The 19,910-nt window shown below is 59.0% G+C and carries 18 protein-coding genes; 9 read left to right on the top strand and 9 right to left on the bottom strand.

Annotation, left to right across the window (positions count from 1 at the left end; genetic code table 11):
* Nucleotides 1-34 precede the first annotated feature (34 nt).
* Entirely contained in the window at nt 35-1,081 is a 1,047-nt protein-coding gene (gene cobT, locus E5Q11_RS11765; protein ID WP_135803625.1) for a nicotinate-nucleotide--dimethylbenzimidazole phosphoribosyltransferase, read from the top strand.
* A complete protein-coding gene (locus E5Q11_RS11770) occupies nt 1,078-1,692 on the top strand; it encodes a histidine phosphatase family protein (protein ID WP_135803626.1) in 615 nt (204 codons plus the stop codon). Before cobT ends, E5Q11_RS11770 begins: the two co-directional genes overlap by 4 nt.
* On the opposite strand, the gene cobU is transcribed toward E5Q11_RS11770, so the two are convergent.
* Nucleotides 1,682-2,242 carry a bifunctional adenosylcobinamide kinase/adenosylcobinamide-phosphate guanylyltransferase gene (cobU, locus tag E5Q11_RS11775; RefSeq protein ID WP_168215653.1) on the bottom strand — a complete coding sequence of 187 codons (561 nt, stop codon included), beginning with the start codon at nt 2,240-2,242 and terminating at the stop codon, nt 1,682-1,684. The genes E5Q11_RS11770 and cobU overlap by 11 nt on opposite strands.
* Before the next feature lie 75 nt (nt 2,243-2,317).
* Here cobU and E5Q11_RS11780 point away from each other — a divergent pair, with 75 nt between their 5' ends.
* Nucleotides 2,318-4,189, top strand: coding sequence for a putative nucleotidyltransferase substrate binding domain-containing protein (locus E5Q11_RS11780; RefSeq protein WP_135803627.1), 1,872 nt, complete (start codon nt 2,318-2,320; stop codon nt 4,187-4,189).
* Nucleotides 4,182-4,910 (top strand): 3'-5' exonuclease, encoded by a 729-nt coding sequence (locus tag E5Q11_RS11785; RefSeq protein WP_135803628.1) that lies wholly within the window; start codon nt 4,182-4,184, stop codon nt 4,908-4,910. Before E5Q11_RS11780 ends, E5Q11_RS11785 begins: the two co-directional genes overlap by 8 nt.
* Before the next feature lie 12 nt (nt 4,911-4,922).
* Here the strand turns inward: E5Q11_RS11785 and msrB are convergent, their stop codons facing one another.
* The 3 genes from msrB to E5Q11_RS11800 form a co-directional block, all read right to left on the bottom strand.
* The gene (gene msrB / locus E5Q11_RS11790) at nt 4,923-6,089 is read right to left on the bottom strand and encodes a peptide-methionine (R)-S-oxide reductase MsrB (protein WP_135803629.1); all 1,167 of its coding nucleotides are present in this window, start codon (nt 6,087-6,089) and stop codon (nt 4,923-4,925) included.
* A gap of 110 nt (nt 6,090-6,199) precedes the next feature.
* Nucleotides 6,200-7,684: a sensor histidine kinase gene (locus tag E5Q11_RS11795; protein WP_191964474.1), complete on the bottom strand. Its 1,485-nt coding sequence runs from the start codon at nt 7,682-7,684 to the stop codon at nt 6,200-6,202.
* A gap of 27 nt (nt 7,685-7,711) precedes the next feature.
* Complete coding sequence (locus tag E5Q11_RS11800) at nt 7,712-8,413, bottom strand: response regulator transcription factor (protein WP_135803630.1); 702 nt, start codon at nt 8,411-8,413, stop codon at nt 7,712-7,714.
* A gap of 111 nt (nt 8,414-8,524) precedes the next feature.
* Here E5Q11_RS11800 and E5Q11_RS11805 point away from each other — a divergent pair, with 111 nt between their 5' ends.
* The 3 genes from E5Q11_RS11805 to E5Q11_RS11815 all read left to right on the top strand — a co-directional run bounded on the left by E5Q11_RS11805 (nt 8,525) and on the right by E5Q11_RS11815 (nt 12,074).
* Nucleotides 8,525-9,691 carry an acyl-CoA dehydrogenase gene (locus E5Q11_RS11805; RefSeq protein WP_135803631.1) on the top strand — a complete coding sequence of 389 codons (1,167 nt, stop codon included), beginning with the start codon at nt 8,525-8,527 and terminating at the stop codon, nt 9,689-9,691.
* 111 nt (nt 9,692-9,802) lie between these two features.
* Nucleotides 9,803-10,384: a hypothetical protein gene (locus E5Q11_RS11810; RefSeq protein WP_135803632.1), complete on the top strand. Its 582-nt coding sequence runs from the start codon at nt 9,803-9,805 to the stop codon at nt 10,382-10,384.
* Nucleotides 10,385-10,505: 121 nt separating this feature from the next.
* Nucleotides 10,506-12,074 carry a methyl-accepting chemotaxis protein gene (locus E5Q11_RS11815; RefSeq protein ID WP_135803633.1) on the top strand — a complete coding sequence of 523 codons (1,569 nt, stop codon included), beginning with the start codon at nt 10,506-10,508 and terminating at the stop codon, nt 12,072-12,074.
* Between the two features lie 35 nt (nt 12,075-12,109).
* Here the strand turns inward: E5Q11_RS11815 and E5Q11_RS11820 are convergent, their stop codons facing one another.
* Nucleotides 12,110-13,492, bottom strand: coding sequence for a sodium-dependent transporter (locus tag E5Q11_RS11820; RefSeq protein WP_135803634.1), 1,383 nt, complete (start codon nt 13,490-13,492; stop codon nt 12,110-12,112).
* A 175-nt stretch (nt 13,493-13,667) separates the two neighbouring features.
* On the opposite strand from E5Q11_RS11820, the gene E5Q11_RS11825 reads away from it, so the two are divergent.
* Complete coding sequence (locus E5Q11_RS11825; RefSeq protein ID WP_135803635.1) at nt 13,668-15,059, top strand: MATE family efflux transporter; 1,392 nt, start codon at nt 13,668-13,670, stop codon at nt 15,057-15,059.
* Here the strand turns inward: E5Q11_RS11825 and E5Q11_RS11830 are convergent.
* On the bottom strand, nt 15,037-16,047 hold the full coding sequence (locus E5Q11_RS11830; protein ID WP_135803636.1) for a GGDEF domain-containing protein: 1,011 nt from the start codon (nt 16,045-16,047) through the stop codon (nt 15,037-15,039). The two genes, E5Q11_RS11825 and E5Q11_RS11830, sit on opposite strands and share 23 nt — an antisense overlap.
* Before the next feature lie 340 nt (nt 16,048-16,387).
* Here E5Q11_RS11830 and E5Q11_RS11835 point away from each other — a divergent pair, with 340 nt between their 5' ends.
* The gene (locus E5Q11_RS11835) at nt 16,388-17,512 is read left to right on the top strand and encodes an HD-GYP domain-containing protein (protein ID WP_135803637.1); all 1,125 of its coding nucleotides are present in this window, start codon (nt 16,388-16,390) and stop codon (nt 17,510-17,512) included.
* Here E5Q11_RS11835 and fghA read toward each other — a convergent pair.
* The 3 genes from fghA to E5Q11_RS11850 form a co-directional block, all read right to left on the bottom strand.
* A complete protein-coding gene (fghA, locus tag E5Q11_RS11840; RefSeq protein WP_135803638.1) occupies nt 17,509-18,357 on the bottom strand; it encodes an S-formylglutathione hydrolase in 849 nt (282 codons plus the stop codon). The two genes, E5Q11_RS11835 and fghA, sit on opposite strands and share 4 nt — an antisense overlap.
* Before the next feature lie 48 nt (nt 18,358-18,405).
* Nucleotides 18,406-18,825 (bottom strand): CBS domain-containing protein, encoded by a 420-nt coding sequence (locus tag E5Q11_RS11845; protein ID WP_135803639.1) that lies wholly within the window; start codon nt 18,823-18,825, stop codon nt 18,406-18,408.
* An 84-nt stretch (nt 18,826-18,909) separates the two neighbouring features.
* Nucleotides 18,910-19,872 carry an alpha/beta fold hydrolase gene (locus tag E5Q11_RS11850; RefSeq protein WP_225315019.1) on the bottom strand — a complete coding sequence of 321 codons (963 nt, stop codon included), beginning with the start codon at nt 19,870-19,872 and terminating at the stop codon, nt 18,910-18,912.
* Nucleotides 19,873-19,910: the final 38 nt, after the last annotated feature.

The raw sequence follows: 19,910 nt of genomic DNA on the forward strand, positions 1-19,910 counted from the left end.
GGTCACCCTTACCCCTTGTTGCCAGGATATCCACATGTCGCTACCGCTCTGCTGGTCATCACCGCTTCCCGAACCGGATCTGGCCTGTATTGAGCGGGCGAAGGCTCGGCAGGACCAGTTGACCAAACCCCGGGGTTCTCTCGGCCGGCTTGAACAGCTTGCCGTGGAGCTGGCCGGTTTACAGGCCACAGACCAGCCCAGCGCCGACCCGGTAGCGATTACGGTTTTTGCCGCCGACCACGGTGTGTGCGATGAAGGCGTTTCAGCCTACCCCCAGGAAGTCACGGCGCAGATGATTGCCAACTTCGCCAGCGGTGGCGCGGCCATCAGCGTACTGGCGAAACAGTTGGGTGCATCACTTGAAGTCGTCAACCTGGGCACGGTCGGGCCGGTGGAGGACCTGCCGGGCATTCGCAATGAGCCCATTGCCCCCGGCACCGCCAACCTCGCGCTAACAGACGCCATGTCCAGCGAGCACCTTCACGCGGCCCTGCAAGCAGGCGACCGGGCGGCGGAGCGGGCTGTCAAAAGTGGCTGCAAGCTCTTCATCGGCGGCGAGATGGGCATCGGCAATACTACCAGTGCCACCGCCATCGCCTGCGCCCTGTTGAACCGGCCTCCAGCCGGATTAACCGGCCCGGGCACCGGGCTGGATCCGGCCGGTGTCCAGCACAAGCAGGACATTATTCAGCGGGCGCTCCACCGCCACGGTTCAGACACCAGCCCAGCAAGCATTCTGAGCTCTCTTGGTGGCTTTGAAATTGCCGCCCTGACCGGGGCCATTCTGGGTTGCGCCGCCCGGGGCGTGCCGGTGCTGGTGGACGGGTTTATCGTCTCGGTTGCGGCACTTGTCGCCGTGCGACAACAGCCCTCCGCCAGGCCCTGGCTGATCTTTTCCCATCAGTCCGCCGAACCCGGGCACCGGTCGGTACTGGAAACCCTGAACGCAGAACCGCTTTTGCATTTGGGTATGCGGCTGGGGGAAGGCAGTGGCGCAGCCGTCGCACTGCCCCTGCTGAGGTCAGCCTGCGCCCTGCATAATGCCATGGCCAGCTTTGCCGATGCCGGGGTTAGTCAATGAAAGACTCCACCACCATTTTTGACCTGATCCGCCATGGCGAACCGGAAGGCGGTCCCATGTTCCGAGGCAGCAAGGATGACCCGCTTAGCGACACGGGCTGGCAGCAGATGCGCAACGCCATTGCCGACCATGAACACTGGGATCTGGTGCTGACCTCGCCGTTGCAACGTTGCCAGGCGTTTGCCCGGGAACTTGCAACCGCAAAAGGGATATCCCTGGAGGTAGAGCCCGGTTTCCGGGAACTGCATTTCGGCGACTGGGAAGGACGCACCGCCGCCAATATTCTCGAGCATACTCCGGAAGCCATCAGCCGATTCTGGAGCGACCCGGTAGCCTGCCCACCACCCGGCGGTGAAGCCCTGGCAGATTTCAGTCAGCGCATCCAGGAAAGCTGGCTGGACTGGCGACAACGGGCGGAAGGCAAGCGGGTTCTACTGGTCTGCCACGGCGGGGTCATCGGCATGCTGCTGGCACAAGTCATGAGCATTCCGCTGGAGCGATCATTCTCCGCGATCAGGGTGCCCTACGCCTGCCGCAGCCGCCTGCGGGTGGACAATACCGAACACGGCATCATGAGCTGCCTGGAAAGCCACGGGCCTGTCAGCCTTTAAGCACCAGCGGCAGGCCGGCGACGCTCATCACCACCCGGTCACAGGCCTGGGCCAGCGCCTGGTTCAACCACCCCAATTCGTCACAAAAGCGGCGGGTGAGCGGGTCCATGCCGATGGTGCCCAGGCCGACTTCATTGCTGACGATCACCAGCGAGCCAGAGTAGGTTTGAACAGCGTCCAGAAAAGCCGCCCGCTCGCGGGTAAATACGTCGTCGTCTGCACACAGGAGGTTGCTCAGCCACAGGCTCATACAGTCGATCAATAACTGCGGCGGCTCCGGGTCACCGTTGAGACGCTCCAAGGCTGAGCCCAGTTCAACCGGCGCTTCGCAGAGCCCCCAGCCGGCAGGACGGGAGTCCTGGTGGCGTTTGATACGAGCCGCCATTTCTTCATCACCGGCGGTGGCCGTGGCTACGTAGACCACGGGCAAGCCGGACTCACTGACCATGGATTCCGCCAGCGCCGTCTTGCCAGAGCGTATGCCCCCCAATACCAATACCCGTTCCCTCACCAAAACCACTCTCCGTTCCGGTTGATCTGCCGGTGCCATGGAACCCCACCCCACCGGGCTGTTATATTGCCTAGGCTATGCTAACGCTGAACCAGTGCAACAAGGAATGACGCAATGCAGGCAGAGCTGATCGACATCCGAAACCACATGGTGAAGCACGCCCCTTTTGATGATCTTCCCCCGGAGATGCTCGACCGGGTGGCGTCCGGCATTGAAGTGTCCTATTTCCGGGCTGGCACCGATATTCTGGAGTTCGGCCAGAATAACAATTACCTGCACTACATCCGCAGCGGTGCGGTGGAAATTTTCCGGCGCACCGGCGAACTCTACAATCGGGTAACCGAGGGCGAAATTTTCGGTCAGAACGGCCTGTTGATGAACCGCACCGTCAGGTTTCCCGCCCGGGCCATTGAAGACACACTGGTTTACCTGATTCCCTTCGAGCTGTTCCAGTACCTGTGCGAACACGACGAGTTTACCGATTTTATCGAGGTAGAGGACAGGTCGCGCCTGCGCTCGGCGCTGTCCCGGCGGGAGAAATCCAACCAGTTAATGACAGCTCGGGTTACCCGCCTGATCAGCCGTCCCCCGGTGACCGCGCCCAACACTGTGAGGCTGCAGGAAGCTGCGCGGATTATGACCGAAAATGGAGTATCGGCACTGCCATTAATGGATGAAACCGGTGACAAACCGTTGCTTGCCGGCATCGTCACCGACCGGGATCTGAGAACCCGCGCACTGAGCGAAGCCCTGCCGTCGGAAACCCCGATCAGCGACATCATGACCACCGGCGTCAGAACGACCAAGTCCACGGCGTTCATTTTCGAAGCCATGCTGACCATGCTGCACAACAATGTGCACCACCTGCCGGTCATGGACGGCGAGACCGTGCGGGGCGTGATTGCGCTGTCTGACATCATCAAACACGAATCCCAGAATAGCCTGTACCTGGTCAGCAACATTTACCATCAGAAAGATGTGAAAGGCCTGAAGCGCCTGAGCAAGGATGTCCCGGACACGTTCGTAAGAATGGTCAACGAAGACGCCAATTCCCACATGATTGGCAGTGCCATTGCCGGCATTGGCCGCAGCTTCAGCCAGCGCCTGCTGGAGCTGGGCGAAGAAAAACTGGGTCCGCCGCCGGTGCCCTACTGCTTCATGGCGCTGGGGTCCATGGCCCGGGATGAACAGCTGGTGGTCACCGACCAGGACAACGCCATGGTGCTGGATGACGCTTTCGACCCGGCGGAACATGACGACTACTTCAAGGCTCTGGCAAAGTTTGTCAGCGACGGCCTGGCAGAATGCGGCTACAGCTATTGCACCGGCGACATCATGGCCACCAACAACAAATGGCGCCAGCCACTGCGGGTCTGGAAAGACTATTTCGCCGACTGGATCGATAATCCCGCGGCGGAAGCCCTGCTTAACAGCAACATCTTTTTCGATCTGGACGGTATACACGGGCAGACACAGTTCGCCGATGAACTGCAGGGCTTTGTTGCCGAGCGTGCCAGCAAGAACCCACGGTTCCTCGCGATGATGGCCCGCAACGCCCTGGGACGGACGCCGCCACTTGGCTTCTTCCGCCAGTTCGTGATGGAGGAAGACGGTAAACACAACAAGACGTTTAACCTGAAGCGCCGCGGCACAGCGCCCATGTCGGACCTGATCAGGATCCACGCCCTGGCCTGCGGCTCGAAGGCGCAGAACACCTTCAACCGCCTAAAAGCCATTGGCGAAACCGAACTGATTCCAGAGGACGGGGTAGGCAATCTGCGGGATGCGTTTGAATTTATCGCGATCGTGCGAATCCGGCACCAGGCTCTGGCAATCGAAGCCGGGCGGGAGCCCGACAATAATGTGCGCCCGGAAGACCTGTCGCCGTTCGAGCGCAGCCACCTGAAGGATGCATTCCAGGTAGTCAACCAGGCCCAGCGATTCCTGCGATTCCGCTATAACGCCGGGGCCGTCCGCAATGCCTGAAGCACCGGACAACCAGAATCCGCCCCAGCAACTGCCCTGGCCAGAACGCTTTGAGGCCCTTGCAAAGGCAGCAAAAGATGAACGCCTTAAACGCTTCTATGAAGCAGGGAGTGTGGCGGCCGACACCCCCATCAAAGATGTGCCCATGGTTGCGGTGGATTTTGAAACCACAGGCCTGGACCCCAACCAGCATTCCATCGTCAGCATCGGGCTGGTGCCCTTTACCCTGAACACCATCCAGATCGCAGGTGCCCGCCACTGGCTGGTCAAACCACCATTACCCCTGCATCAGACATCGATTACCGTTCACGGTATTACCCACACCGACATCGACAAGGCACCGGATCTGGATGAAGTGCTGGGTGATGTGTTGGCCAATCTGCAGGGCAGGATTCCGGTGGTCCACTATCGGGCCATTGAGCGGCCCTTTCTGAATGTGGCGACACAATGGCGTACCGGCGAGGGTCTGGATTTTCCCCTCCTGGACACCATGGCCATTGAAAGCCACCTTAACCCCAACCGGACCCTGACTTTCTGGCAGAAACTGCGGCGTGAAACCCCTGTGTCCATCCGGCTTTCGGACAGTCGCGGGCGCTATGGGCTACCCCACTACACCTCACACAACGCCCTGGTTGATGCCCTCGCCACGGCCGAACTGCTGATGGCGCAGATCCGGCATCACTTCTCGCCAGAGACCCCCATCGGGGATCTCTGGCTGTGAACAGGCGCGGGCTCAGCTGTCGCCTCTGACCTCATCAATGTATTCGCCGTAGCCCCGGGCTTCCATTTCCTCAAGGGGAATGAAGTCCATGGCAGCGGAGTTCATGCAGTAGCGCAGGCCAGTAGGCTCCGGGCCGTCATTAAAAACATGCCCAAGGTGCGAATCCGCATAGCGACTACGGATTTCCGTGCGGGTCATGAAGAACGAATTGTCCTCTTTTTCAACCACCATATCCGGGCTGATCGGACGGGTGAAGCTGGGCCATCCCGTATTGGATTTATACTTGTCGGCCGACGAGAACAGCGGCTCGCCGGACACTATATCCACGTACAGGCCAGGGCGTTTGTTGTCGTAGTACTCATTCTTGAAAGCCGGCTCGGTGCCGTCTTTCTGGGTCACGTAATACTGCTCATCCGTCAACCTCTGTTTCAGGGCCTGGTCGTCCGGCTTGGTGAAGGTATCCGGATCAAATCCATTGCCGGTCGAACTCGATGGTTGGGATTGCATATCTGACTCCGGAACATACTTGGAATAATCCACTTTCTGATCATCACCCCAGACCTTCTCGATGAACTGGTAACGGCCGGAGTTGAAGGTATAGACCTGGTAGCGAACCGGGTTCTTTTTGTAATAATCCTGGTGATATTTCTCCGCTGGCCAGAATTTTTCAAAAGGCACTATCTCAATGGCAACCGGCTTGTCGTAACGCCCGGAAGCTTCCAGTTCAGCAACGGACGCCTCGGCCAGTCGCTTTTCTTCCTCGTTGTGATAGAACACCGCCGGGCGGTATTGCTGGCCACGATCCACATACTGGCCTTTGGTGTCTGTCGGGTTGGCGGTGCGCCAGAGTGTCTGAAGCAGCCCTTCATAGGTGATTTTGGTCGGGTCGTAGTAGACCTGGACCGCTTCCGTGTGATCGGTCTGGCCACCGGCTACCTGCTGATAAGTTGGGTTGGCTTCGTCCCCGCCGGAATAGCCGGATACTGCTTCCACCACGCCCGGCGCATTCTTTTCAAAAGCTTCCTCAACGCACCAGAAACAGCCGCCGGCAAAAGTGGCAACCGCAAGATCCGGATTGTCCGGGGCGTATTCGGTGTCGGTCTTGTCCGATGCCACCGCCGTGAGGCCGGCCAGGCCAATGGCGGCTGCCGCTGAGACCATTAAAAGATAGCGTTTCATATCCAAACCTCTCGATGTGTATACCTGTGATCAGTCTGTACCTGAGGTGTCACAGGTCGTTCTCATGATTATTACGATTCAATAACGGCTGAAGGATCAGTCCGGCTCTATCAATGATGTCCGCTAGCCGCCACGGGCAGCCGGATCGAAAAGCAGGCGCCGCCCTCCTGAACATTTTCGGCACGAATATCGCCGCCTTGCAGGCTCATGATCCGCCGCGCAATCGCCAGGCCCAGCCCGGCATGACCGCCATTGCCTTCACCATCACCCTGGTAGAAAGGCTCAAAAATATGCGGCAGATCCTTTGCCGGAATGCCCGGGCCGCTGTCCCGGACAGACACTTCCGGCTGACCGTCGCTCTCACCGAGTTCAAGGGTGATTTGCCCGCCTTCCGGGGTGTAGGTGATGGCATTGCCAATCAGGTTATCCAGCACCCGCTCTGTCATCGACAGGTCAGCAAACGCCAGCGGCAGTTGGCGGCTGCCGCTTACCGTCAGCGTGACCGATCTTCTCTCTGCCTCAGGGATGTGCTTGTGGGCGACATCATGCACCAGTTCCGCCAGCGGGAAAGGTTCGAGCACCGGTTGTTTCTCCCTGGCTTCGAGGGCCGCCAGCTCGAAAAGTTCATCCACCAGGCGGCTGAGCCGCTGGCCTTCCTGCAGGGCAATCTGAAGGAAACTCGCCTGTTCCTCAGCGCTTAACCGGTCACGGCGCAGCTTGAGCGTCTCGATGTAGCCCTGCATGGACGCAAGCGGTGTCCGCAGATCATGGGACACCTGTGCGACCAGTTGTCGCCGCTGAGCGTCTTTTTCCCTGAGCAGATCAATCTGGCTGGCAATCCGCTGGGCCATGTCATCGAAGGTGGCGCCCAGATAGTCGATCTCGTCCTTGATGACCGGCCGCTGGCTGCGCCAGGTCCGTTCCGGGTGCTGGCTCATGTCACCGGCTTCGAACGCTTCCACCAGCCGGGTCAGCCGGGTCAGCCGGGCGGTCAGTAGCCGGAATACCAGCAGGCCGGCAATCATCACCACCACCAGCGCGACCAGCAGTGCCCAGGCGCTCAGGGCGACCAGTTGACCGCCCCGGGCCATGGTCTCTGCGGTATCGTATTCCTCGCCCCTGAGCACCACATAGAGGTAGCCCTCCGGCTGATCCGCCGAAGGCACCGGCGTCACCGAGAACACCTTTTGACGTTCGTGGCTGCGGGGGTCGTCTCCCAGTACCGGATACTGCTCAGGATTTGCCAGCAGAGTGCGAATGGGTTCAAGGGATACGTTGTTACGTTTGATCTTTGCCGGGTCGGCAGAGTAGGACAGAATCGTGCCATCAAGATCCAGCAGGTAAATCTCAATGCTGGGGTTGATTGCCATATACAGCGCGAACAGATCCCGCAGGGCCGCCTGGTCCAGCGCTCCTTCGCTGACCAGGTTACGGTCTGCCACCAGGTTACTGGCCAGGTTGCGATGGATTTCCTGGTTGACTGAGGCGTTGTACTGTTTCAGCGAATAGAAGCTGATAAAGCCGTAAAGCAGCGCCACCATAAGCAACAGCAATAGCAAACCCAGCGCCAGGCGGGTGTAGAGGGTTTTCAGCACGACGCCTCCCGGGCTCCACGCCACACCTCATTCCCGGAAGCGATAACCCACCCCCCAGACGGTCTCAATAAATTCCGGTTGTGACGGGTCCGTTTCTATTTTCCCGCGCAGCCGGTTGATGTGGGTATTGACCGTATGCTCGTAACCCTCGTGGTTGTATCCCCATACCTTGTCCAGTAACTGCGTGCGGCTGAACACACGGCCCGGCTGGCTGGCAAAGTGCCAGAGCAGGTCGAATTCCCGCGCGGTCAGTTCCACTTCCCGATCCTTGACGAACACCCGCCGCCGGGCAGGATCCATGGTCAGCCCCGGCACCTGCAGTTCCCCCTCCTCCCGGGCCTGATCTGCTGCGCCGGCCATGGCGTCCACCCGGCGAAACAGGGCTTTCACCCGGGCCGACAGCTCGGCCACGCTGAAAGGCTTGGTCAGATAGTCGTCAGCACCCATTTCCAGACCCAGCACCCGGTCCAACTCCGTGGTTTTGGCGGTCAACATCAGCACCGGCACATAGCCGGAGCCGGCGCGAATCTCGCGACACACCGCAAGCCCGTCCAGCCCGGGTAGCATCAGGTCCAGAATGACCAGGTCAATACCGCCTTCCCGAAAGCGGGCCAGGCCGGTGTCGCCTCGGTCACACAGCAGCGGCGTCATACCCAGATCCACCACCTGCATGCGAACCAGGTCAGCAATACTTTGGTTGTCTTCAATAATCAGTACGTTTCTGGTCATAATGCCGGGATTCGCATCGGAGTTAACTTGTGGTTCAAACCTGAAATCAGTCTAACCCCGAAAGTTCACAATTCCATCACGACGCCATTTGTCAGCACATTCGGAGCCCACATGAGCCAATCACCCTGGAACGACCTGCTCGATTTCGAAGGCCAGCTTGCAGAAGACGAGCGCCAGGTCAGGGACGCAATTCGCGCCTTCTGTGACAAACGTCTGATGCCGGGCATTCTGCAGGCCAACCGGGACGGAACCTTTGACCGGCAGATCTTCAACGACATGGGCAGCCTGGGCATGCTCGGCGCAACCCTGCCGGAAACCTACGGCGGGCCGGGGCTCAGCCATGTCTGCTACGGCCTGATTGCCCGCGAAGTCGAACGGGTGGATTCCGCCTACCGCTCTGCGCTCAGCGTTCAGTCGTCCCTGGTCATTCACCCGATCCACGCCTTTGGCCGTGAACCGCTAAAGCAACGGCTACTGCCAAAACTTGCCTCCGGTGAGCTGGTCGGCTGTTTTGGACTGACCGAGCCCAACCATGGCTCCGACCCCGGCAATATGGAAACCCGGGCGGAAGCCGTCGAAGGTGGTTACCGGCTCAGCGGCTCCAAAACCTGGATCACCAATGCACCGATTGCGGATGTGTATGTGGTCTGGGGCAAACTGAACGGCACCGTCACCGGGTTTGTGCTGGAACGGGGCATGAAAGGCCTGGACACGCCGCGAATTGATGGCAAGTTCTCGCTGCGGGCCTCCGAGACCGGCTCTATTTTCATGGACGAGGTCTTCGTACCGGAGGAAAACCGGCTGGACGTCGAAGGCCTGAAAGGCCCGTTCAGCTGCCTGAACAAGGCCCGTTACGGCATCTGCTGGGGCTCACTTGGCGCGGCCGAGTTCTGCTGGCATGCCGCCCGGCAATACACGCTGGATCGCAAACAGTTCGGCAAACCCCTGGCGGCCAATCAGCTGGTGCAGCGCAAACTCGTGGACATGCAGACGGACATTACCCTGGGCCTGCAGAGCACCCTGCAATTGGGCCGGATGATGGATACCGGAAAAGCCTCACCGGAAGCCATCTCCCTGCTCAAGCGCAACAACTGCGGAAAGGCTCTGGACATCGCCCGGACCGCCCGGGACATGCACGGCGGCAACGGGATCTCTGACGAATACCATGTGATCCGCCATGTAATGAACCTGGAGTCCGTCAACACCTACGAGGGCACCCACGATATACATGCGCTGATTCTCGGGCGCGGCCAGACCGGCCTGCAGGCCTTCAGCTAAAGCCTGCGAGTCGGCGACGCACGCTTGTTGCGGAGGGCCAGACTGAGAACTATCTTTAGGGGACTCCCATTTTATGGATCCGGGAGTCCCCAATCGCAAGGAGACGTTCTCATGAACCGGCAACACCCCATTCTGTTAGCACTGACCTTCCTGTTTGCACTTTTTACCTACCCAGCCCAGGCCGAAACGCTGACTGAACAGAAAGTCCAGTCGTTCATCAGCAGCCTGAATGACCTTCAGGGTATGGAATCGAGATACGAAGATCTTCCCCAGGACCTTGCCAGCGACGAGGACGAGATCGGCATGGAAAATATGTCGAGCATCTTCTCAACCGCGGTTGAAAAGATGAGAGGCCACGGCATGTATGACGACCTTCAGAGCGTGGTCCGGGAACATGGCTTTGACAGCCCGGAAAACTGGGGGGAAACCGGTGACCGCATTTTCCGCGCCTGGACGGCTATTGAAATGGGCCAGCAGTCCGGCCAAATGAACCAGGAAATGGCCAGGGCCATGGAGGAAATCAATAACAACCCCAACATGACCGAAGCCCAGAAACAGCAGATGCGCCAAATGATGGGTGGCGCCATGTCGGCCATGGATCAGGCGGCCAAGGCGCCAGAGGCCGACAAACAGGCAGTCCGGCCACACATGGAAGCACTGCGTTCTGCCACACAGGACAAGGGCGAATACTGATTTTTTTCACTGCTTCGCCATAAAGGTTTCTCGTACTGCGCCGTTAAAAAGGCATATGTGACGCATGAAGTAGTTCAGCGCCACCTAGAGCCTTCAGCGACGTCGGGATTGGGAACAAAACATGGCAAACGCACTAAAAAGTATTTCAGTTGGCAAAAAACTCGCGGCGGCTTTCGCTTTCGTGGTGATTCTGGCCTCAGTCATTGCTGCAGTGGGAATAAGCACCCTGAGCCTTTACCACGAGCGATCCGTGATTGTTGCCGCGACGAGTAGCGCAGAAACCAATCTCCTCAGCGCCCGTATCGAAGAGATCGCGTTTCTGTTAAGAAAAGACCCGAAAAGTATTGAGCAGGCCAAACTCCTGGCCGACAAAGCCGCCGCAACTGTGCTGCCCCTGAAAGATATTCTGGTTGTACCGGCTGACGATCAACGGGTCGATACCATCATCTCGGGCATCGGCGAGTTCAAAACGCTCCTTGACAAGCTTGAGGCAGGCATTGACGGAGACCCGAAAGTGCTTGACCGAATAGAGAGCGACGTCAAGGCAGTGGCGGTCGAGATCGGCTCGGTTGCGAGCGAGTTGCGCCGAATCCAGGTTGAACGGATGGAGCAGCAATACGGCAATGCGATCACAACCCTGTTGGCGATTACTGCCGTTGCGATTCTGCTTGCAATCGCCATTGCCTGGCTGTTGACCCGGAGCATCACCGGCCCGGTCAACGAAACCGTGGAAATCGCCAATAAAGTGGCTTCCGGCGACCTGACGGTGCGAGTGAAAACGGACCGGGGTGATGAGTTTGGCCAGTTGCAGTCAGCTTTTGCCACCATGGTCACCAACCTCGGAGAGCTGGTTCGCGAGATCAATACCGGCGCTTCCAGCATCGCCTCATCTTCGGAAGAATTGTCCACAGTGACCAACCAGACCAGCCAGGGCGTGGCCGAGCAGCAGTCCCAGACTGATCAGGTGGCCACTGCCATGAACGAGATGGTGGCCACGGTCAACGATGTCGCCAAGAGTGCCGAAGCCGCATTCCAGGCCGCCAACCACGCCAGCGAGAAATCCGGCCATGGCGAAAAGGCAGTGAAGGAAACCCTCACCTTCGTGGCAGACCTGAACAAGCAGAACGCCAATGTGACCAAACAACTCAATGGCCTGCAGGCAGAAACCAATAACATCGGCACGGTTCTGGACGTCATCAAATCCGTTGCCGAGCAAACCAACCTGCTGGCGCTGAATGCTGCTATTGAGGCGGCCCGGGCCGGTGAACAGGGTCGTGGCTTCGCCGTGGTCGCTGATGAAGTTCGATCACTGGCTCAACGGACTCAGAGTTCTGCCACTGAGATTGAAACCCTGATCAGTAACCTGGTGTCCAGCGCTGAATCTTCGGTAGCCAGCATGGAAACCGGCAACAAGCTGGCGGCACAGACACTGGAGCGCGCGGAAACCGCAGGCACCGCCATTCAGGAAATGGCCGAAGCCGTGGAAGAAATCCGCCAGTACAACAGCCAGATCGCCACCGCAGCGGAACAGCAGACGTCAGTGGCGGAAGACATCAACCAGAACATTACCCAGATCCGCGACGTGGGCGACCAGTCAGCGGCCTCGGCTGAACAGGTTTCTTCAGCCAGCGAAGAACTGGCCAGGCTTGCCGAGGGACTCAGTAACCAGATCGCGCGTTTCCGGATCTGACCCCGAAAAAGGCCGGGACCAGTTCCCGGCCTTCGTCACGCCGCCAGGTTGTAGATGAAAACAACCGCCACGGCCACCGGTGTCACATAGCGAATCAGTGTGTACCAGAGGGCAAAACTCCCACCCTGAAGGGCAAGCTCGTTCTGCAGGGATTTTTTCGCCACACACCAGCCCACAAACACGGCCGTCAGCAGGCCGGAAAGAGGCAGCATCACGTTTGCGGTGAAGAAATCGAGCAGATCGAAAATGGTTTGGCCTTCAAACCGCTCGAACATGCCCAGGGGCGCGTAACCCGACCACTCGTTGAACGACAGAATCGACGCAATGCCCAGCAACCAGCAGGCACTGCCCACCGCGAGGGTGCTTCCCATTCGGCCAATGAAGAGCTTGTCTTCCAGCCATTCCACCACCGGTTCCAGCACCGAAATAGCCGATGTCCAGGCGGCAAACAGCAACAGCAGGAAGAACAGGGTACTGAACAGACCGCCCATCGGTAGCTGACCAAAGGCCAGGGGCAGGGTCTGAAAAATCAGCCCGGGGCCCGCGCTGGCTTCCAGCCCGTTGGCAAACACCAGCGGGAAAATCGCCAGGCCGGCCATCAATGCGACAACCGTATCCATAATGGACACCGTCACGGCCGTGCGGCCAATGGAGATGTTATCCCCCAGATAAGAGCCATAGGCCATCATGACCGCCATACCCAGGCTTAGGGTAAAGAAGGCGTGGCCCAGCGCAATCAGAACACCGTCTACCGTCAGGGCGCTGAAATCCGGAGTAAACAGGAAAGCGACCGCATCACCGAAATACCCTGTGGTCGTGCCATAACCAACCGCCACCAGTAACAGCACCAGCAGCGTCGGCATCAGGATCGTGACCGCCCGCTCCAGGCCTGATTTCAGGCCCCGGGCCACCACGAAAATGACCAGCGCCATGAACACCGTATGCCAGAACAGCAGGGTCAGCGGGCTGGCCAGCAGGCCACTGAACAGCTCGTTGATCGCCCCGGCGCTCTGGCCGGTAAAGTCGCCGGCCGCAGCATGGCCAACGTAAGACGCGGCCCAGCCACCGATCACCGAATAAAAAGAAAGGATAATAAACGCAGCCAACACGCCCACAGACGCGGCAATCCGCCAAAGCGGTGAGGCAAGGTTACGCTCGGCCACTACCCGCAGGCTGGTAATGGGGTTGTGGCGGCCATTCCGGCCTATGAACACCTCGGCCATCATGATCGGAATGCCCACGATGGCAATGCACAACAGATACACCAGCACGAAAGCGCCGCCGCCATTCTCGCCGGTGACATAGGGAAACTTCCAGATATTACCCAGGCCCACCGCAGAGCCGGTTGCCGCGAGGATAAAAGCCATACGGGAAGACCATAGGCCACGACGAATCGGTGTCGATTTTGCGTTGGTCATTGTCTGATCCTGCTTCCGAAAATAATGGGGCGCGATTCTGCCAGCAGTGAAAGCCATATGCCAGCCAACAGGCCGGTAAACCCTTAGGCCAATTGCCACGTCAGGGCGGTAATAGGGTAACATCCGCGTCCCTGATCCGTTTTCCGTTTCAATTTTTGGCCCGGCCAGCAGCACTATGGATGAAACCCACCAGCCGTTACCCGAAGTCCGCGCACCGCTGATTCAGCGTACGCTGACCGAATGGCGAACCCTGGCCATTCTGGGTGGCCCGATCCTGATTGCCCAGGTGGCCCAGATGGCCAACGGCGTCATCGATACGGTGATGGCGGGCCATGCCAGCGCCGAGGACCTGGCGGCGGTCGGTATCGGCAGCAGCCTGTGGATGCCGGTTTTCCTGTTTTTCATGGGCCTGCTGGGTGCCCTGCAGCCCATTATTTCCGGCTACAACGGTGCCCGCACCTTCGAAAAAATCATGCCTGCGACCTGGCAGGGGCTGTACATTGCCGCCGGCGGATCAGTGATCATGATTCTGCTGCTGACCAACGTCTATCCGGTGCTTAACCTGCTGCGCCTGGAGACCACCACGGCCAACATCGCCCAGGGCTACCTGGACGCCTTCGCCTGGGGCATCCCGTTCATGCTGGTCATGATGTCCCTGCGGGGCCTGACTGACGGCCTGGGCCACACCCGGGTGATCATGGCGTTTTCGGTGCTGGGTACGCTGATCAACCTGCCGCTGAACTATATCTTCATCTACGGCAAGTTCGGCATGCCGGCGATGGGGGGCGTTGGCTGCGGCTGGGCCACCTCGATATCGAACATGGTGGCGGTCACTGCGCTGGTTCTCTATCTCAATCGCAGCGAAGCCTATCGCCGCTTCCATTTGCTGGCAGACTGGGTCAAGCCCGATCTTGACGGCATCCGGGACGTGCTCCGGCTGGGCATTCCCATCGGCTTCACCATCTTCGTGGAGGCCAGCCTGTTCTCGGTGATTGCCCTGTTTCTGGCACCCCTCGGCCCGGTGATTGTGGCCGGCCACCAGATTGCGCTGAACGTGGTTTCACTGCTGTTCATGCTGCCATTGAGTATCGGTATGGCGCTGACTCTGCGGGTGAGTTTCCTGCTGGGCGCCCGGACGCCGGAGACCGCCCGGCTCATTGCGCTCAGCTCGCTGATTCTCGCCGTGGCCGTTGCCTTTGTTTTCGCGGTGGCGCTCTATGTCTTTTCAGAGCAGATTGCGGCGCTATATACCAGTGACCCGGCGGTTCGGGAAGTGACCGTCCGGCTGCTGCTGTTTGCCGCCATTTTCCAGATTGCTGATGTGATACAGGTAACCTGTATCAGCGCCTTGCGCGGCTACAAGGACACCCGCATTCCGATGTTTATCATGCTGTTTTCATTCTGGGGTGTGGGGTTAACGCTAGGCTGGGTACTGACGTTCAGAGACTGGCTGCTGCCTGCCATGGGCGCACCGGGCTTCTGGGTGGGCCTGACCTGCGGACTGGCAACCGCCAGCATACTTCTGGGTACGCGGCTGTTCCTGTTCAGGCCGGGGCGCCAGACGTAGCGGGGGCATCGATATCATCGGCATAGACCACGCGGTCCCGGCCAGTTTCCTTAGCCCGGTACAGGGCCACGTCAGCCCGGCCGAACCAGTCTTCCGGAGTCTCACCGGCTTTAAGCACGGCAACACCAAAAGACGCGGTTACTGAACCGCCCGGGTGTTTCAGAAAGCGGCGAATGATCTGTTGCAGGTTATGCATTACCGCGCGCAGGCCCACCTCATCCACCCCGGACATCAACAGCACGAACTCCTCGCCGCCGAAACGGAACATCTGGTCTGACCGGCGGATATTCTGCTGCACCAGAGCCACCAGTTCTTTCAGGACTTCATCGCCCACGCTGTGGCCGTAGTCATCGTTCACTTTTTTGAAGTGGTCGATATCCAGCAATACCAGCCCCTGGGAAATGCCATTGCGTGCGGACACAGACGTGGCCACTGTGAGCTCTTCGTCCATGGAGCGGCGGTTCTTGACGCCCGTCAGCGGGTCCACGGTTGCCAGATGTTCCAGCCGTTCACGCTGATTTTCATTACGGTGGGCAAACGCATAAGCGCAGCAGCTGACCACCACCGCCGTGGTGGCGAATGACCACATCTGAACCGATGAACTGAATGCAACACCGTGCACAATCAGCGCAACCACCGCTGCAACATTGATGAAGATGGCGTATCGGGCTTCCGTGAGGAAGAAGCTGGTCACCAGCACCGGGTATAGCCAGAAGAGCCCGGGCTCACCAACAACCGCGCCCACTGCCACTGCCCCGCTGGCCGACACCACCGCCATGAAAAACCCGCTACGGGCCGTATCGCCAGTGACCCAGGCGTAAACCATGCCGGAAAATATCGACAGCATGATGGCCAGATCAACCACCCCGGCCAGCATGTTGCCCTGCAGGAAGCGCATGACGGCGAAGGGAGTAATGCCCACCAGACCACTGACACCCAATAGCGTGATGATGGATAACCTGAGATCGGTCTTGAGGCGATAGAACATAGCATTTACCGGTTCCGGGAGCGGCTAAACCGGGTCCTTCAGCACCGTTGCTGAAAAACACGCTCCGACAAAAGTCTTATTGTTACGCATCATACCGCAAGTGCGAAAGCTTGCAGGAGATAGCAACGAAATTTAACAAACACTGCGCCATCCGTAAGTTCCTGACCAAACTCTGCGACAACCAGCAGATCCGGGAACAGATACAGCAGGCATTTCTCTACCACTCGGCGATGGTCAAATAGCGTTATTTAACAGTGGTTGACCGGGGTTTTGTGGAGTTAATAACCGCTAAACGGTTAGACTTGGCTATTATTAAAAGAAACTGCAGGAAGCTTTTCTGGTGGAAAACCTCGTTCGCATCGCGCCTGGCGCACTCACCATCGGCCGCCCCCTTCCCTGGACCGTTTATGATGCCGACGGCAACGTTCTGTTATGCCAGGGCTATGTGATACAGAACGATGCCCAGCTTGAGCAGCTGTTCGAGCGGGGGCGTTTCCAACCCCGCAAAATCGAGCGCCCGCCTGAGGAAGAACCCGAAGATATCCGGGTTCGTAATCCCTTTGCTGACTATCCAGTACTTCTTCAGACTCTGGAATCAGCGCTGAAAGCGGTGACCGATCAGGACCCGAATGCCCAGAAGCGCCTGCTTGGCCTGGGCCGAATGATTGACCAGATGTGCGAGGCATCACCGGAAGCCAGTATTGCGCTGATTCACCTGTACTCCATTGAACCCACAATCCACGAACAGATCCTGTTCTACGCCATCCTGTGCCAGTTCACCGCCCGGCAGTTTGGCCTGGACAACAAGCGCACCGCCGTTCTGGTGGGTGCCGCACTGACCGCAAACCTGGCCCTGGTGCCGGTGGCCGACAAACTGAACGCCTCCAACAAGGTGCTGACCGACGATCAGCGGGCCGTGATCCGCAAACATCCGATGCGCAGCATCCAGGCATTGCAGGAAGCCGGCATTACCAACCCGCTGCTGATGAAAATCATCGAACAGCACCACGAGCAGGCCAATGGCAACGGGTACCCCCACGGCCTCAGCGGCACCGAAATCCGGGGCGAGGCTGAAATTCTGGCTCTGGCTGAACGATACGTCGCCAGCATTACCCGCCGCGCCTACCGGCAACGCATGAAAGTGACCGAAGCCCGCAAGCTGATCACCAGCCTGGCAGACAGCGGCGTGTTCCGGCCGGCCATCCCCAAAGCCCTGCTGAAAGTGCTGACCGAATACCCGCCGGGCACGCTCGTAAGGCTTCAGAACGAAGAAATTGCAGTGATCGTGGCCAGGCCCAAACGCGCCCGGGGCCCTTTCGCGAAAGCCATCATCGGCCCCAGGGGTAACCGTTACAACGGCACCTTCGAGCGGGACTGCAGCCGGGAAGAATTCAGTATTGTTGACGTGGAAATGCCCGAAATCATGCCTTCCATGGATTTCGGGCAGATCTGGGGCTTCCGCTAGCGCAGCAGGCCAAGGGCCCTGGCGTGGTGGTCCAGGTGTTCGTCAATAAACGAGGCAATGAAGAAATAGCTGTGATCGTAGCCCCGGCGCATGTGCAGATGAATCGGGTGATGCACCTTTTCACAGGCGTCGGCCAGCGCTTCAGGATACAGCTGTTCCTCCAGGAAATTATCCGCCGTTCCCTGATCAATCAGCAGCGGCAGACGCTCTTTCGCCCCCGGAATCAGCAGTGTTGTATCCCACTCTTCCCAGGCCGCGGTGTCGCTGCCCAGATAGCCTTCAAACGCTTTCTTGCCCCAGGGGCAGGCGGAAGGGTGGGCAATGGGCGCGAACGCTGATACTGACTGGTAATGCCCAGGATTTTTCAGGGCCGCGATCAGCGCGCCGTGGCCACCCATGGAATGACCGCTAATCGAGCGCTCTTCGGTGACCGGCAGGTTGGATTCCACCAACTGCGGGATTTCCTTCACCACATAATCGTACATCCGGTAATGAGGCGCCCAGGGTTGGCGGGTGGCATTGATGTAAAAGCCGGCACCGCTGCCGAAATCATAACTGTCGTCTTCGCCGGGCAGACCCAGGCCCCGGGGGCTGGTGTCCGGGCAGACAATGGCCAGGCCCAGTTCCGCCGCTCGCTTCAGAGCGCCAGCTTTCTGCATGAAGTTCTGATCGGTGCAGGTCAGGCCAGACAGCCAGTAAAGCACCGGTACAGTGCGGGATTCACTGCCAATGGCGGCAGGTGGAAGAAACACGGCAAATTCCATTTCACAGTCCAGCGCTGCGGAATGGTGCCGGTACCGCCGATGCTCGCCGTTGAAACAGACATTTGTCGAAAGCAGTTCCATGAGAACCTCATGTGTTTGGCATGTATTGGGATCGTGCCGGGAAAGCAATCAGGCCGTTTTGGACACTTCAAGGCCGAATCCGACTTTCGCCAGCTCTGCAAGAATAGCAGTACGGGTAACAATGCCAATCAGCTTGCCGTGGTCAGTGACCGGATAAACCTTGGGTTTGCCAGCGCCGAGGTTCTGGGCCAGGTCTACCACGGACATCTCAGCGGAAATGGTCACCGGATTACGGAACATTACATCGTCTACCTTGGGGTCGCCCTCGCCGTGGTAATTGCTCACCAGCAGGGCGTGAATGCAGTCCTGCTCGGAGATAAAACCGATCACTTTACGATGTTCGTCCACGACCGGCAGGCCGGTGATGTGGTTGTGAAGCAACGTTTTGACCACTTTGGTCAGCGGTGTTCCACAACGGACTGGTTCAATGTGGTTCGACATCACATCAGACGCTTTCAATGATTCCATGGGCAGACTCCCTCCACTAACAATGACATTCTGTGACTGCACACCCTAACCATAGGCAATAGGGCTGGAAACTGGAAATACAACTCAGTTTGCGCGCTGGATTGTCTCGAAACTGATTTCGGCAAAACGCGCCAGCAGCGGCTCTGGCAGGTCGTGGCCCATGCCATCCATCAGCTCGACCCGGGCATGGGGCAGAAGATAACCAAGCTGTTTTGCCGCGGCCGGGCGCACCAGTGGGTCGGCCTTGCCGTGGATCACGGCCACCGGCTGGCGAATAAGACGGGTGGTGGAAGACAGGCTGCCGGTAGCCAGAATCGCCCGGGTCTGGCGCAGAATCCCCGCCGGGTGATAGCTACGGCGGTAATTGAAGGTAATGCGTTCGCGCAGCTCCTCTTCACGGGACGGAAACCCCGGGCTCTGGATCAGTTTCCAGAACTCCATGGACCGTTCAACCACCGTTTCCTCGTCACTGCCCTTCTTGCCGATGCCCGCGAGCCGCACCACCAGCGACGGTTTCGGCATCGGCAGGCGCGGGCTGTTGGTGGAGGTCATGATCAGCGTTGCCGAACGCACCCGCTCCGGCCAGGTGGCCGCCACCAGCTGGGTGATCATGCCGCCCATGGAAACACCCACCAGGTGAGCGCTGGCCAACCCCAGGGCATCCATCACGCCACAGACATCGCCCGCCATGTCGCGAAGGGTGTAGGGCGCCGCTATGTTCATACCCATACGGGACTTGGCCATCACCGCCACCGGGTGACCCTGCAATCGGTCTTTCAGGTGGGAGGACAGGCCAATGTCGCGATTATCAAAGCGGATGACCCGGAAGCCCTCCTGCACATACTGCTCCAGCAGCGCCTCTGGCCACAGGGTCATCTGCGCACCGAGGCCCATGATGAACACAACCGGCTGACCCGCCGGATCGCCTCGGGTTTCCACGCAGAACCGCAGATCGCCAACGTTCACGTAGAACGTCTGCGGCTCGGCCGAAGCGGCCTGGGAAGCTGAGGGTCCGGGTTCTAATGGCCTGACCATGGTTTCGCTCATCAACGGTATCTCCTTGAAACTCTGGAAACAGGTTAACC

This window comes from Marinobacter confluentis (assembly GCF_004785685.1).
In the GTDB taxonomy this organism is placed as follows: domain Bacteria; phylum Pseudomonadota; class Gammaproteobacteria; order Pseudomonadales; family Oleiphilaceae; genus Marinobacter; species Marinobacter confluentis.

What these genes read in the sequence shown, in the direction of transcription:
- cobT (WP_135803625.1), top strand. Translation starts at nt 35, where the DNA reads ATGTCGCTACCGCTCTGCTGGTCATCACCGCTTCCCGAACCGGATCTG.
- E5Q11_RS11770 (WP_135803626.1), top strand. Translation starts at nt 1,078, where the DNA reads ATGAAAGACTCCACCACCATTTTTGACCTGATCCGCCATGGCGAACCG.
- cobU (WP_168215653.1), bottom strand. Translation starts at nt 2,242, where the DNA reads ATGGCACCGGCAGATCAACCGGAACGGAGAGTGGTTTTGGTGAGGGAA.
- E5Q11_RS11780 (WP_135803627.1), top strand. Translation starts at nt 2,318, where the DNA reads ATGCAGGCAGAGCTGATCGACATCCGAAACCACATGGTGAAGCACGCC.
- E5Q11_RS11785 (WP_135803628.1), top strand. Translation starts at nt 4,182, where the DNA reads ATGCCTGAAGCACCGGACAACCAGAATCCGCCCCAGCAACTGCCCTGG.
- msrB (WP_135803629.1), bottom strand. Translation starts at nt 6,089, where the DNA reads ATGAAACGCTATCTTTTAATGGTCTCAGCGGCAGCCGCCATTGGCCTG.
- E5Q11_RS11800 (WP_135803630.1), bottom strand. Translation starts at nt 8,413, where the DNA reads ATGACCAGAAACGTACTGATTATTGAAGACAACCAAAGTATTGCTGAC.
- E5Q11_RS11805 (WP_135803631.1), top strand. Translation starts at nt 8,525, where the DNA reads ATGAGCCAATCACCCTGGAACGACCTGCTCGATTTCGAAGGCCAGCTT.
- E5Q11_RS11810 (WP_135803632.1), top strand. Translation starts at nt 9,803, where the DNA reads ATGAACCGGCAACACCCCATTCTGTTAGCACTGACCTTCCTGTTTGCA.
- E5Q11_RS11815 (WP_135803633.1), top strand. Translation starts at nt 10,506, where the DNA reads ATGGCAAACGCACTAAAAAGTATTTCAGTTGGCAAAAAACTCGCGGCG.
- E5Q11_RS11820 (WP_135803634.1), bottom strand. Translation starts at nt 13,492, where the DNA reads ATGACCAACGCAAAATCGACACCGATTCGTCGTGGCCTATGGTCTTCC.
- E5Q11_RS11825 (WP_135803635.1), top strand. Translation starts at nt 13,668, where the DNA reads ATGGATGAAACCCACCAGCCGTTACCCGAAGTCCGCGCACCGCTGATT.
- E5Q11_RS11830 (WP_135803636.1), bottom strand. Translation starts at nt 16,047, where the DNA reads ATGTTCTATCGCCTCAAGACCGATCTCAGGTTATCCATCATCACGCTA.
- fghA (WP_135803638.1), bottom strand. Translation starts at nt 18,357, where the DNA reads ATGGAACTGCTTTCGACAAATGTCTGTTTCAACGGCGAGCATCGGCGG.
- E5Q11_RS11845 (WP_135803639.1), bottom strand. Translation starts at nt 18,825, where the DNA reads ATGGAATCATTGAAAGCGTCTGATGTGATGTCGAACCACATTGAACCA.
- E5Q11_RS11850 (WP_225315019.1), bottom strand. Translation starts at nt 19,872, where the DNA reads ATGAGCGAAACCATGGTCAGGCCATTAGAACCCGGACCCTCAGCTTCC.